The sequence below is a fragment of the Asanoa sp. NPDC049475 genome (assembly GCF_040676915.1).
GTDB lineage: Bacteria > Actinomycetota > Actinomycetes > Mycobacteriales > Micromonosporaceae > Asanoa.
On record NZ_JBFAPY010000002.1, the window covers coordinates 104,201 to 117,072 of the forward strand.

Here is a 12,872-nt window from a genome sequence, read left to right on the forward strand (position 1 = left end):
GTCGCAATCCCCCTTTCGACGAGGTGATCCGATGACCGCCGGTCATCCCCTGGAGCGGCTCAGTGCCGCCGAGATCGACGCCGCACGCACGCTCTTCCAGAAGAACGACCTGCTCACCCCCACTACGCGGTTCGCCACCCTGGCTCTGGAGGAGCCGGCCAAGGGCGACGTGCTCGCCTGGCGACCGGGTGACCCCCTCGACCGGCGCGTACGCGCGCTGCTGCTCGACGTGGCGACCGGTGCGGTCCGGTCGGCGGTCGTGTCCGTGACCCGCGACGAGGTCGACGAGGTGGTCGACCTCGACCCGGCCGTCGACGGCCAGCCGCCGATCCTGCTCGACGAGTTCATCTCGGTCGACGAGATCGTCAAGGGTGACCCCGAGTGGCGCGCCGCCATCGAGCGCCGCGGCATCACCGACTTCGACCTGGTCCGGCCGTGTCCGCTGTCGGCCGGAGACTTCGACCTCGAGGGCGAGAGCGGCAAGCGCCTGCTGCGGGTCCTCTCGTTCGTCGCCAACCGGCCCGAGGACCACTGCTGGGCGCACCCGATCGACGGTGTCGTCGCCTACGTCGACCTGATCGAGAAGGAGGTCGTCAAGCTCATCGACCACGCCCTGCTGCCCGTGCCGCAGGAGGAGGGCAACTACGACGACCCGGCGTACACCGGTCCGCCCCGGCAGACCCTGAAGGCGCTCGAGATCACCCAGCCCGACGGCGCCAGCTTCCAGGTCGACGGCGACGAGGTGACCTGGGAGGGCTGGAGGTTCCGGGTCGGCTTCGACCCCCGCGAGGGCCTGGTGCTGCACCAGCTCTCCATCCAGGACCGCCCGCTGATCTACCGCGCCTCGATCGCCGAGATGGTGGTCCCGTACGCCGACCCGAGCCCGGTGCGGTTCTGGCAGAACTACTTCGACGCGGGGGAGTACCTGCTGGGCCAGCAGGCCAACTCGCTCGTGCTCGGCTGCGACTGCCTGGGTGAGATCTACTACTTCGACGCGGTCCTCGCCGACGGCGAGGGCAACCCGCGTGAGATCACCAACGCGATCTGCCTCCACGAGGAGGACTTCGGGGTGCTGTGGAAGCACTCCGACCTGTTCACCGAGGCGGCCGAGACGCGGCGCCAGCGCCGGCTGGTGATCTCGTACTGGGCCACGGTCGGCAACTACGACTACGGCTTCTTCTGGTACCTCTACCTCGACGGCACGATCGAGATGGAGGTCAAGGCGACCGGCGTGGTGTTCACCTCCTCGTACGCCGAGGGTGCCGAGTACGCCACCGAGATCGCGCCGGGGCTCGGCGCGCCCTACCACCAGCACCTGTTCAGTGCGCGGCTGGACATGATGCTCGACGGGGTGGGCAACGCGGTCGACGAGCTCGACGTGCGCCGGGTCCCGGTCGGCGAGGCGAACCCGTACGGCAACGCGTTCACCCGCACGGCGACCCGGCTGACCAGCGAGTCACAGGGTGCGCGCAGCGCCGACAACGGCGTCGGTCGCGTGTGGCGGATCTCCAACCCGGACAAGGCCAACCGCCTCGGTCAGCCGGTGTCCTACGTGCTGCGTCCCGAGGGCCAGCCCGCGTTGCTGGCCGACGAGAGCTCGTCGATCGCCCGCCGCGCGACGTTCGCCACCAAGCACCTGTGGGTCACCCGGTACGACGCCAACGAGCGCTACCCGGCCGGCAACCACGTCAACCAGCACCCCGGTGGCGCGGGGTTGCCGGCGTTCGTCGCCGACGACGAGTCGATCGACGGCGAGGACATCGTGGTGTGGCACACGTTCGGCAGCACGCATTTCCCCCGGGTGGAGGACTGGCCCGTGATGCCGGTCGACCGCTGCGGATTCTCGTTGAAACCGAGCGGATTCTTCGACCGGAACCCCACTCTGGACGTCCCGGCGAGCACGGCTAAACACTGCCATTAACAACATCTCGGGGGTACGTTCGCAGTGCGGACGTACCCCCGAAACAATTTCTTAATTTAACGCCGAGTAATGACCGCCATGGCGGCAACCGCGCCTTCGACCCCTTGGATGGTCTCCCGCAGCGGTGCCGGCAACCGGACGACGATCGCCGTGATGGCGTCGCTGACCTCCTGCCGGGTCCACTCGAGCATGATGCGTTGTTCGAGGCCAGTCGCCTTGACCAGAGCGGCCAGCGTGGCCGTCTGCGCGTCGATCTGGGCCGGTCGCTGCAGGTAGTAGGAAAGTCGCACGAGCGGACGGGTCGCCGTCAGCGCGTTGACCGCAGGGTAACGCACAGTAAGCTTCCTGGACAGCCCAGAACGCTGCTCGTCGCGACGGATCATCCCCGCGGCGACGACGCGCTGTGCGACCACCTCGCCGACGTTGCCGCGCAGGTGCTCGACCCAGGCGCGGGGAACGAACTCGCTCCCTCTGCTGTGGATCTCGCGCAGCACGACATCGGTGACCGGGTCTCCCCACGGACGCGGGTCGTCGACGGCCACCTTGCCGGCGACGACACTCACCCGTCTCTGGAGGATCAATTCCGCGAGAGCGGCACCGGCTAGGCCGGCATCCAACATCTCGTCGTTGATGACCGTCTTGCCGGTGTATTCGTTGTGTCCGACCATGAAAAGTTCGTCGGCAAGCCCTAAGTCGCTCATAACCTCAGGCGGGGTGTCGAAGAGTCGATGGGATCACCGGCAGTCGGAAGCGAGCGCCGATTTTGTGCGGGGCAAACTGTACGCCGATCTTGAACAGCATTCAACTGTTGTGATCCTTCGATAAGCACCCTCCACAGTCTTGAGTGGAAACCGGGGTGGTCGTACGATCGGGCGTCGCGAAACCGATCAAAGACCCTCTGAATCGAGGAACCCCTCCGTGTCCGAACAGCTCGCAGGAACTCTCGCCAGGCGACGCCTCGGCGTAGTACACCTGTTCTTCTTTGTTGTGGCGGCCTCCGCTCCGCTGACCGTGCTCGGCGGCGGCGTCACCACCACGTTCGCCGTCACCGGTTCCAAGGGTGTGCCGCTGTCCTTCCTGGTGCTCGCGGTGATCCTGGGCATCTTCGCCGTGGGCTACGCGGCGATGAGCCGTCACGTCGCCAACGCCGGCGCGTTCTACTCCTACATCGCGCAGGGCATCGGTCGCCCCGCCGGCGTCGGCGGCTCGTTCGTCGCGCTGACCGCGTACAACGCGATCCAGGTCGGCCTCTACGGCCTGTTCGGCTTCATCTTCGCCGACTTCATGACGACGAAGTTCGACGTCACCGCGAAGTGGTGGGTCTGGGCGCTGCTGGCCTGGGTGCTGATCGGCATCCTCGGCATGCTGCGCGTCGACCTCAACGCGACCGTCCTCGCCGTCCTGCTGATCCTCGAGATCATCGCCACCGCGGTCTTCGACATCGTCGGCCTGGGCAACCCGGCCGGTGGCAGCATCTCGATGGCCGGCTGGGACTTCGGCAACCTGTTCGCCGGGGGCGTCGGCGCGGTCTTCGCCCTGGGCATCGCGGCCTTCACCGGCTTCGAGTCCGGCGCCATCTACAGCGAAGAGGTCAAGGACCCGCGCCACACGGTCGCCCGCGCGACCTTCCTCGCGGTGCTCTTCACGGGCCTGTTCTACGCCATCTCGGCGTGGGCCATGACCGTGGCCGTCGGCCCGGACAACGTGCAGCAGGCCGCCACCGAGGCCGGCCCGGGTGTCGTCTTCGGCACGCTGGCCGAGCACACCAACGGCACGATCGCCGACATCGCCGTCGTGCTGTTCTTCACCAGCGTCTTCGCCGCGCTGCTGTCGTTCCACAATGGAGTTGCGCGTTACCTGTTCGCGCTCGGCCGTGAGCGCGTGCTGCCGCAGTTCCTGGGCCGCACCAGCCGCCGGACGATGGCACCCATCGCCGGTTCGCTGACCCAGACCGTCATCGCGATCATCGTGTTGACCGGCTTCATCGCCGCAGGCAAGGACCCGCTGCTCGACCTGTTCACCTGGCTGTCCGGCGTGTCCGCGGTCGGCGTCGTGCTGCTGATGGCCTCCACCTCGGCCGCGGTGGTCGGCTACTTCCGGGTCCGCCGGGGCGACGAGTCGCTGTGGCAGGGCACCGTCGCCCCGATGGCGGCGACGATCCTGCTCAGCGCGCTGCTGATCACCCTGGTGGTCAACTTCAACAGCCTGCTCGCGCCGACCAACCCGTCGTACCTTCGCTGGCTGCTCCCGGGCCTGATCGGCGCGGCGGCGCTGATCGGCATCATCTGGGGCGCGATCCTCAAGTCGTCACGTCCCGACGTCTACGAGGGCATCGGCCGCACGGTCGGCCAGCCGCTGACCGCCGAGGAGTCCGGCTCCGACTCGGATTACGTCCCGGTCCACTAGGCAGTTCGTCGAACGCCCGCGCGGCCGCGCTGCCGCGCGGGCGTTCCACTACCCTCCAGCCATGGAACACACCCGCCTCGGCTCGTCCGGGCTCGTCGTCTCCAAGGTCGTCCTGGGTTGCATGGGCTTCGGCGACCCCGACCGCGGCCACCACACGTGGAGCCTCGGCCCGGGCGAGACGCGGCCGCTGATCCAGCAGGCCCTCGAGGCGGGCATCACGACCTTCGACACCGCCAACGTGTACGCCTTCGGCTCCAGCGAGGAGATCCTGGGCGAGTTGCTGGGTTCGCTGGCCCGCCGCGACCAGGTGGTCATCGCGACCAAGGTGCACGGCCGGATGGGCGACGGCCCGAACGGAAGCGGCCTGTCCCGCGGCGCCATCATGACCCAGGTCGAGGCCAGCCTGCGCCGCCTGCGCACCGACTACATCGACCTCTACCAGATCCACCGCTTCGACCCGCACACCCCGGTCGAGGAGACGATGGAGGCGCTGCACGACCTGGTCCGCGCGGGCAAGGTCCGCTACCTGGGCGCGTCGTCCATGTGGACCTGGCAGTTCGCGTCGATGCAGCACGCCGCGGACCTCGGCGGCTGGACCCGCTTCGTGTCGATGCAGAACCAGTACAACCTGCTGATGCGCGAGGAGGAGCGGGAGATGCTCCCGTACTGCCTCGACTCCGGCGTGGGTGTGATCCCGTGGAGCCCACTGGCCCGTGGCCGCCTGACCCGAGACTGGGCGGCGACGACGGAACGCGGCCGCACGGACCGCTTCGGCTCGACCCTCTACCGCCAGTCGGTCGAGTCAGACCGCGCCATCGTCGAAGCGGTCGCCACCGTAGCCGCGAAACGCGACACCTCCCGAGCAGCGGTGGCGCTGGCGTGGGCGCTGTCGAAGGACGCGATCACGGCCCCGATCGTCGGCGTGACGAAGCCGCACCACCTGACCGACGCGGTGGCGGCCCTGGACCTGAAGCTGACGGACGACGAGATCGCTCTGCTGGAAGAGAACTACGTCCCCCACCTGCCCGAGGGCTTCTAGCCAGCCGGGCTGGCAAGGCGGATCCGCCAACCGCCCGGTCAGGCTGCTCGGGGATCCGGGCGGGAGGCGGACCACCAGGCCGCGGTGGCCACGACGGCCACCGCGGCGCTGAACACGAACGGGGCCTCCCGGCCCAGGACGCCGGCCAGTGCGCCGCCCAGCAGCGCTCCCAGGGCGGCGCAGCCATAGGTCAGCGTGCGTGACGCGGCGACCACCCGGCCCAACAGTTCGGCCGGGACCGACCGCTGGCGGATCGCCAACGCCGTCACGTTGAGCACCGCGAACGACGCGCTCGTCGCCACCACGACCGCCGCCGCGGCCCACCGGTCGGGCGCCACCACCAGCAGGGCCGGCGCACCGGCCGTGACCGCCAGGGACCATGCCAGCACCGCGCGGTGGGCGAAGCGAAGAACCAGCCGGTCCGCCGCGAACGAGCCGAGCAGCCCGCCCGCGGCGCCGGTGGCCAGCAGCAGGCCGAAGCCGAACGCGCCCAGGCCCAGGCTGTCGCGGGCGTAGAGGACGAAGATCGCGAACCACGCGCTGTCCGCCGCACCCACCGCCGCGCTGACCGCGACCAGCGTGCGCATCAGCGGGTTGCGCAGCAGCCAGCGCAGGCCCGCCAGGACGCCTGGGGAGACCGTGCGGTCCCCTGCCGGAGGCACCGCGCGGGCCAGGCTCAGCGGCAGGGACAGCACCAGCATCACGGCCAGCGCGAGTGCCGCGCCGTTGGCCGCGAACGGCAGTGCGGCACCCGCGACGAAGAGCAGGGCGCCGACCGGTGGGCCGACGAACTCGTTGCCGACGATCTCGCCCGCCACCAGCCGGCCGTTGGCCTTCTCGAGTTGGCTGTCGTGGACCAGGCGCGGGATGGCCGTCTGCGCGGCGGTGTCGCGCACCGTCTCGCCCACGCCGAGCAGGAACGCGGCCGCGGCGACCAGCGTGACCGTCGCCCATCCGCCGACCACCGCGACCACGAGGGACGCCAGCACCACGACCCGCGCCACGTCGGCGAGCACGATCAGCGGGCGGGCACCGCGGCGGTCGGCCAGCGCGCCGGCGAGCAGGCCGGTGACCAGCCACGGCAGGACCTGCGCGGTCGCGACGGCGGCCACGCCCAACGGCGAGTCGGTCAGCGTCACGGCCAGCAGCGGGAACGCCGCCACCCGGATGCCGTCGCCGAGGTTGGCCAGGGCGGACGCGCCCCAGAAACGCCAGAACGCTGGACCCAGAGCCGAGACCATCGGGTGACCGTACCCGAGGATTTGCGATCTTCGCACCTGATGCCCCGGTCGATGGCACGATCGAACGGGTGAGTGACGCCATCGACCTGGACCGGCACGTGTACGGCGAGCCCGGCGCGGCGATCACCGTCGTCGAGTACGGCGACTTCGAGTGCCCGTACTGCGGTGCCGCGTTCCCCGTGCTGCGCAAGCTGATCGACGGCTCCGACGGCCGGGTCCGCCTGATCTTCCGCCACTTCCCGGTCTTCACCAAGCATCCCTACGCGCTCACCGCGGCCCTGGCCGCCGAGGCCTCCATGGAGCTCTTCTGGCCCATGCACGACCAGCTCTTCAAGCACCAGGCCCGCCTGACCGATCCGGACCTGGCGGCGTACGCGGCCGAGGTCGGCGTGGCCGACCCCGAGGCGGTCGTCGGCGAGCCGGCGCAGCGGTTCCGGCCGGCGGTGGAGCACGACTACACGACCGGGGTGACCGACGGCGTGCGCGGCACACCCACCCTGTTCGTCGACGGCCGGCTCTACACCGGGCGGGTGGAGCTCAACGCGCTGCGCAGCACGCTCGGGCTCGGCCGATAGGTGGGCACGGCGTCCCTTCCACCGCGGCCGGGGCCACGGACCCGCCTGTCGAGCGCGCTCCCGCTGGTGCCGCAACCGGTCACCCGGTTCCTCGTCACCGAGGCCGGCAGCGGCTTCCTGCTGCTCGCCGCCGCGATCGCGGCGCTGGTCTGGGCCAACGTGCCGGGAGGCACGTACGAGCGGGTCTGGGAGACCACCGCGTCGATCCGGCTCGGCGACTACGGGATCACGTTGGACCTGCAGCACTGGATCAACGACGCCGCCATGGCGATCTTCTTCCTCACCGTCGGCCTGGAGATCAACCGCGAGGTCACCGTCGGCGAGCTGCGCCGCAGGCGGTACGTGCTGGCGCCGATCTTCGGCGCCGCCGGCGGTGTCATCGTGCCGGCGTTGATCTTCTACGGGTTCAACCACGGCACACCGGCCGAGCACGGCTGGGGCATCCCCATCTCCACCGACACCGCGTTCCTGCTCGGCATCCTGGCGTTGTTCGGTCCGCGCTGCCCCGACCAGCTCCGGCTCTTCTTCCTGACCCTGGCGATCGTCGACGACATCGTGGCGATCCTGGTGCTGGCCATCTTCTACACGCCGGACCTGTCGATGGTGCCGCTGATCGTGGCGATCGTGCTGACCGCCGTCCTCTTCGGCCTGCGCTGGGCCGGTGTCTGGCAACTTCGGTGGTACGCGCTGGTCGGCGTCGCCCTCTGGTTCGCCGTCTACGAGTCCGGCCTGCATGGCACTCTGGCCGGCGTGATCCTCGGCCTGATGGTGCCGGCGACGCCGACCGACCCGCGGCTGCTGGAGTTCCTGCGCTTCTACGGCCGCGGCCTGATCGAGCGGGCGGACGCGCAACGGGCGCGGCTCACGGTGCAGGCCGCGCGGGCCACCGTGCCGGCCAACGACCGGATGCAGGACGTGCTGCACCCCTTCAGCGCGTACGTCATCGTGCCCGTCTTCGCCCTGGCCAACGCCGGTGTGGTGCTCAACGCGGAGAGCCTGTCCCGGGCGTTCACCTCGCCGGTCACGATCGGCATCCTGGTCGCGCTGGTGGTCGGCAAGACCGTCGGCATCTCGCTCGGCACGGCGATCGCGCTGTGGACGAAGCTCGGCGAGCTGCCGGGACGGGTCCGCTACGGCCACCTGATCGGCGGCGCGGCCCTGGCCGGGATCGGCTTCACCATCAGCCTGTTCATCGCCGGTCTGGCGTACGAGGACCCGGTGCTGAACGCCGACGCGAAGATCGGCGTGTTGATCGGCTCGGTGGTCGCGGCGGTGATCGGCTCCCTGGCGCTGCGCTATCTGGGCGAGCGCCTGCCGCTGTGCATGGTGGAGGACGACGAGGCCGTCCCGGCCCTGCCCACCGGCCCGTGGACCGACCCGACCCGGCCTTAACCGAAGCGGCGCCAGACGCTGCGGCGGTTGCGGCCCGGTGCGGAGCGGTCCAGCCGGCGCAGCGTCGAGGGTAGGTCGACGCGGCGGTCGGGGGTGACGTCGTGCAGCGTCAGCACCAGGCCCTGGACCGCGGGGTGGTTGCGCAGGTCGCGGCAGTTGACCTCGACCTGGAGCCAGGATCCGTCTGAGCGGCGCAGGGTCCACTCGGTGTTGACGCCGCTGCCGTCCAGGGCGGACCTGGCCCGGTCGAGCGTGTTCTCCACCTGGCCGTGGTCGTCGCGGTGGATGATGTCGCGCCAGGTAGACAGGATCGGCGGCGAGACCTTGAGCATGTCGGCCATGGACGGGCTGGCGTAGCGGATCCACTCGTCGGCGTCGAGCAGGATCACCACGTCGGCGGTGCGCTCGCTGACCGCGCTCAGATAGGCGTCCCGCTCACGCCGGCTGGTCTCCACGGTGTGGCCGACCCGGCGCAACGCCAGGGCCGCCTGGCTCGCGAGCACCTCGAGGGTGTCCTGCAGGCCGGCGAGCACGGCGTGGTCGCCGGCGATCGCGACGGCGCTGATCGGCGACCGGTGCCGGGCGGGCTGCTCGTCGGCCAGGGAGGCGACCAGGGTGGCCGGCAGCCCGGCCAACGGCCCGCGCAGGTCGGGGTGCAGCAGCCGGGTGGCACTCAGCCGGCTGCGCCGGCCGCCGGCTGTCGCCGGTGGCTGGTGGTCGAGCAGCACCAGCGGGCGCCAGGCCATCGCCTCGGCGGCGTCGACCCGGCCGAAGATCGGACCGGGCGGGACGGACGCCTTGCCGGTGGCCCTGGCCCGCCCGGCCGCCAGGCGCCGGTCGATCGCCGGGCGCAGGCCCGCCGTCTCCTCGCTCGCCTTGACCCGGCCTGTCCGGCCGTCGGACGCGTTGACCGCGGGCCACGCGCTCGACAGCCGCGGCGGGCCGGCGGCCACACCCGACAGTGGGAGCGTCTCGCCGTCGTCCACCTCGGTGGGTGCGATCGCGCTGACGAAGATGACCCGGTGCGGATGGCCCCGGGGCAGCAGCCGGTCGATGCCGGCCACCAGCGTCGCGGCGACGGCCTCGGCGTCGGCGGCAGCCACGAGCTCGCCGCAGGCGTGCCGGAGCAGGCGTTCCCGCTCGACCGCGCGGCGCTGGGCGGTGAGCGCGTCGTTGAGCCGGGTCGCCACCAGCACGGTCATCAGCGCCGAGCCGATCGCCACCACCGTGACCACACCGACGTCGTCGCGGACGTCGCCGATCAGCAGCAGGCCCGGGCCGGTAAGGGCGATCAGCAGCACCGGCAGCACGCCGAGCCCGCGCCCGGAGTCGACGCGTGGCTCGACCGGCAGGGTCAGCCGCGCCATCGAAGGCGGCAGCGCCGCGGCACCCCAGGCGGCGTAGCAGACCAGGTAGCCCAGCTCCCAGAGGCGGCCACCGGGCACTGCGGCGCCCACCTCGGTGAGCGCCTCGAGCGCGTCGGCGGCGAGCAGGCCGACCGCGCCGGCGGCCAGCAGCACGGCGGAGACGTTGCGAGCGCGGGTGGCCACCACGAGGGCGCTGGTCGCCACGAGGACCACGATGGAGCCGAGCACGTGCGCCGCGGCCAGCGACCGGTCGTAGACCGGCCAGGACGGTGCGGCGGCCAGCGGGCCGGCGGTGAGCGTCCAGGCGACGAGGCCGGCGGCGATCACCAGGGAGAGCAGGTCGACCGCGGTGGACCGGTCGCGCAGTGCGGCGCTCGTCCGGGTCAGGCCCAGCAGCGCGTACGCCAGCAGCGGGAACAGGGTCAGGTAGCAGATCTCGGCGACGACCAGCCAGGCGCCGCCCTGGTCGGGGCCGCGGCCGCTGAGGTCGTAGGCGACGTCGCCGGCACCGAGGGCGGCCACGGCGGCGGCGAGCAGGACCCACGGAGCGCGCCGGGCGGGCTGGTGGGTCCGGATACCGAACAGGATGCCCGCGGCGGCGATGGCACCCGCGGTGCCCCACAACACCCCCGCGATGCCGGGGAACACGACGATCCCGATGCCGAGGGCGACCGTCACGGCGGCAGCGAGCGCCAGCGCTCGTCTCGCCATGGCGGCTCCGATCCGGGGCGGCGTCGGTGGGGGACACACGGACACACCATCTTCACCTGTGTGTGGGCTGTGGGGAAGGGGGCCACCGCCGGCCCTAGGCGACCCGGACCACCGGCGGCAGCGCGTACGTACCGGCGAGGATCTCGGATCGTGGCTGGTAGAGGCGCATGATCGGCCGGAAGGCGCCGGGCGGGGCCGGCAGCCAGTTGGCCGTTTCGCCATCCTCGGGAGCCGAATGACCCACCCGGAGAGTGAATGATCCGTCGGGTTCGCGACGCAGTCCTGGGGTGCGGTCGCCGATCGAATAGCGGTCGAGCGCGTTCGGGACCAGGTAGTAGTCCGGCATGTCGTACATGGTCAGCGACCAGAACGCGTCCACCGGCGGCGCTGCCGGGAAATGGATCTCGTACGCGTGCGCCCCGGTCAGCGGCGCACCGTCGGAGTCGACGTAGACGGGCGCGTAAACCGCCTCGTAGCCGTGGTTGCCCCAGAGTCCGACCCGGGCCGCCACCGCCCGCGCCAGGTAGCCGCGGATTCGGTCGGTCATCTTCCACTGTGGGGAGTCGATGGTGCCGGGGCCGAGAAAGTCCACGTTGTAGTCGAACGCGTGCGGCGAGAGGTGCCAGCCGTTGACGGTGCTCGCCGTGCGGGACGCCTCCTCGATCCGGGTGCGGCCCTGGGCAGCGCCCTCCGTGAGGGCCTCGGCGAGGTCGGCGGGCGGGTCCGCGTACGGCGGGTCCGGGTCGAGCAGGCCGATCGGCCGGAACCGCTCCTGGTAGGCCCGGTCGGGCACGGCCGGTGGGAAGGCGGCGAGCCAGGCCCGCAGATGCTCGAAGAAGAGCAGGTCCGTGGGTACGCCGGTGGCGGCGACCGCCGGCAGCGGCGCGCGCTCGGACGGGGTGGTGGCGTTGAGCCGGAACCCCTTCTGCAGCCGCTCGACGCGGGGCAGGTCGGCGGGGCCGGCACAGGCCAGCCGCCCGATGACGGAGACCACCGAGGTCGAGGCCGGGATCACCGTGGTGTCGTCGGGCACCTCGCCGGACCAGCCGCGCGGGACGATCAGGTAGCTGCCCGCCCTGGTGCCGGACGCGCGCCGGCCGACGTACGCGATGTTGTTGGTCCAGGCGTCGACCACCTGGAGCACGTAGTAGGCGCCGTCGGTGTCGGGCACGGCCAGCCGGACCGGGCCGCCTCCGACGTCGACCTGCCCGATCGAGTAGACGGTGTCGTTGTTGACGCTGACGAAGGTGTCGTCCGGGCCGGCCAGCCGGTGGGCGTGGCCGAAGGAGTTGAACGGCGTGGCCGGCACCGCGCCGAGGCCGTCGCGGGTGAACCGCATGACCTCGGACAGGCTCGCGACCAGCGGGTACCCGTACACGTAGGCGTCAGCGGCCAGCCCGGCACGGTCCATACCTGCGAGGCTAGTGCGGGCTGGGCCCGGGTTGGTCGGTTTAGGCAGCCTCTGCCCGCTGCTGCGCGGTCACCGGGGAAACCCGACGCTCCACCAGGCGCAGCCGAGGTGGGCCGGCGGTGGCGGGCTCGCTCTCGAACGAGGCGGTCCAGCGCCGGGTGCCGCGGGCCGGCGGCTCCCCGGGGTCGAGGGCCGGGCGCGACAGCGCCAGGGTGATCAGCCAGCCGACGATGAGGAAGCCGTGGCTGGCCAGCCGGCCCGGCTCCACCCGGCCGGCGATGATGTCGTTGGCGGAGAGCAGGGTGAGCACGCCGACGAACGCGGTCAGCGTGGGCAGCATCCCGGTCGCGCGGGTGCGGCGCAGGGCGACGAAGGCGAAGCCGGCGCCGATGGCCAGGTTCCAGGCCGCCGACTCGTGCCAGAGGTGGCCGGAGCCGAGGGCGGCCTCGTGCGCGTGGTCGTCGCGTCCGAGGCCCGCGACCTGGGCGGCGCCCAGCAGGAATTGGACGGCGCCGATGGCGGCGAGGCCGATCCGGAGCCCGATCGCGAGCCGTGGCCGGCGTCGCTTCCGGGTCGGGGCCGCCGGTGCCTCGTCGACCTGGGTCAGATCGATCGGCCTCGCCGGTGGCACGGGTGCCGTGCGCGCCAGGCGCGTCACCACGGCGGCCGCGTCGAGCCAGGCCGCGCAGTGCTGGCAGCCGGCCAGGTGCCGTTCGGTCAGCTCGCGCTCGCCCGGCGCGTCTTCGCCGTCGAGCCGCGCCGACAGCATTTCCCGGATCCGCTCACACTCCACAACTCCATAGTCGCGC

The 12,872-nt window shown here is 71.6% G+C and carries 10 protein-coding genes; 5 read left to right on the plus strand and 5 right to left on the minus strand.

Annotated features, from left to right (window positions below):
• Positions 1 to 31 precede the first annotated feature (31 nt).
• Positions 32 to 1,921, plus strand: coding sequence for a primary-amine oxidase (locus AB0J88_RS06470; RefSeq protein ID WP_364356421.1), 1,890 nt, complete (start codon positions 32 to 34; stop codon positions 1,919 to 1,921).
• Positions 1,922 to 1,977: 56 nt separating this feature from the next.
• On the opposite strand, the gene AB0J88_RS06475 is transcribed toward AB0J88_RS06470, so the two are convergent.
• On the minus strand, positions 1,978 to 2,622 hold the full coding sequence (locus AB0J88_RS06475) for a GPP34 family phosphoprotein (protein WP_364356418.1): 645 nt from the start codon (positions 2,620 to 2,622) through the stop codon (positions 1,978 to 1,980).
• A 217-nt stretch (positions 2,623 to 2,839) separates the two neighbouring features.
• On the opposite strand from AB0J88_RS06475, the gene AB0J88_RS06480 reads away from it, so the two are divergent.
• Positions 2,840 to 4,327, plus strand: a complete 1,488-nt coding sequence (locus AB0J88_RS06480) for an APC family permease (RefSeq protein ID WP_364356415.1) — start codon at positions 2,840 to 2,842, stop codon at positions 4,325 to 4,327.
• A gap of 61 nt (positions 4,328 to 4,388) precedes the next feature.
• On the plus strand, positions 4,389 to 5,366 hold the full coding sequence (locus AB0J88_RS06485; RefSeq protein ID WP_364356412.1) for an aldo/keto reductase: 978 nt from the start codon (positions 4,389 to 4,391) through the stop codon (positions 5,364 to 5,366).
• Positions 5,367 to 5,404: 38 nt separating this feature from the next.
• Here AB0J88_RS06485 and AB0J88_RS06490 read toward each other — a convergent pair whose 3' ends face one another.
• On the minus strand, positions 5,405 to 6,607 hold the full coding sequence (locus AB0J88_RS06490) for an MFS transporter (protein ID WP_364356409.1): 1,203 nt from the start codon (positions 6,605 to 6,607) through the stop codon (positions 5,405 to 5,407).
• Between the two features lie 68 nt (positions 6,608 to 6,675).
• On the opposite strand from AB0J88_RS06490, the gene AB0J88_RS06495 reads away from it, so the two are divergent.
• The gene (locus AB0J88_RS06495) at positions 6,676 to 7,182 is read left to right on the plus strand and encodes a thioredoxin domain-containing protein (RefSeq protein ID WP_364356406.1); all 507 of its coding nucleotides are present in this window, start codon (positions 6,676 to 6,678) and stop codon (positions 7,180 to 7,182) included.
• 66 nt (positions 7,183 to 7,248) lie between these two features.
• On the plus strand, positions 7,249 to 8,574 hold the full coding sequence (nhaA, locus tag AB0J88_RS06500) for a Na+/H+ antiporter NhaA (RefSeq protein ID WP_364356403.1): 1,326 nt from the start codon (positions 7,249 to 7,251) through the stop codon (positions 8,572 to 8,574).
• On the opposite strand, the gene AB0J88_RS06505 is transcribed toward nhaA, so the two are convergent.
• From AB0J88_RS06505 to AB0J88_RS06515, 3 genes are all read right to left on the minus strand, one after another.
• Complete coding sequence (locus AB0J88_RS06505; RefSeq protein ID WP_364356400.1) at positions 8,571 to 10,652, minus strand: PAS domain-containing protein; 2,082 nt, start codon at positions 10,650 to 10,652, stop codon at positions 8,571 to 8,573. The genes nhaA and AB0J88_RS06505 overlap by 4 nt on opposite strands.
• A 94-nt stretch (positions 10,653 to 10,746) precedes the next feature.
• Positions 10,747 to 12,063, minus strand: coding sequence for a DUF1254 domain-containing protein (locus AB0J88_RS06510; RefSeq protein WP_364356397.1), 1,317 nt, complete (start codon positions 12,061 to 12,063; stop codon positions 10,747 to 10,749).
• Between the two features lie 40 nt (positions 12,064 to 12,103).
• Complete coding sequence (locus tag AB0J88_RS06515) at positions 12,104 to 12,856, minus strand: zf-HC2 domain-containing protein (protein ID WP_364356395.1); 753 nt, start codon at positions 12,854 to 12,856, stop codon at positions 12,104 to 12,106.
• Positions 12,857 to 12,872: the final 16 nt, after the last annotated feature.

Coding starts and splice junctions, on each gene's coding strand:
- AB0J88_RS06470 (WP_364356421.1), top strand. CDS start 32: ATGACCGCCGGTCATCCCCTGGAGCGGCTCAGTGCCGCCGAGATCGAC.
- AB0J88_RS06475 (WP_364356418.1), bottom strand. CDS start 2,622: ATGAGCGACTTAGGGCTTGCCGACGAACTTTTCATGGTCGGACACAAC.
- AB0J88_RS06485 (WP_364356412.1), top strand. CDS start 4,389: ATGGAACACACCCGCCTCGGCTCGTCCGGGCTCGTCGTCTCCAAGGTC.
- AB0J88_RS06490 (WP_364356409.1), bottom strand. CDS start 6,607: ATGGTCTCGGCTCTGGGTCCAGCGTTCTGGCGTTTCTGGGGCGCGTCC.
- AB0J88_RS06505 (WP_364356400.1), bottom strand. CDS start 10,652: ATGGCGAGACGAGCGCTGGCGCTCGCTGCCGCCGTGACGGTCGCCCTC.
- AB0J88_RS06510 (WP_364356397.1), bottom strand. CDS start 12,063: ATGGACCGTGCCGGGCTGGCCGCTGACGCCTACGTGTACGGGTACCCG.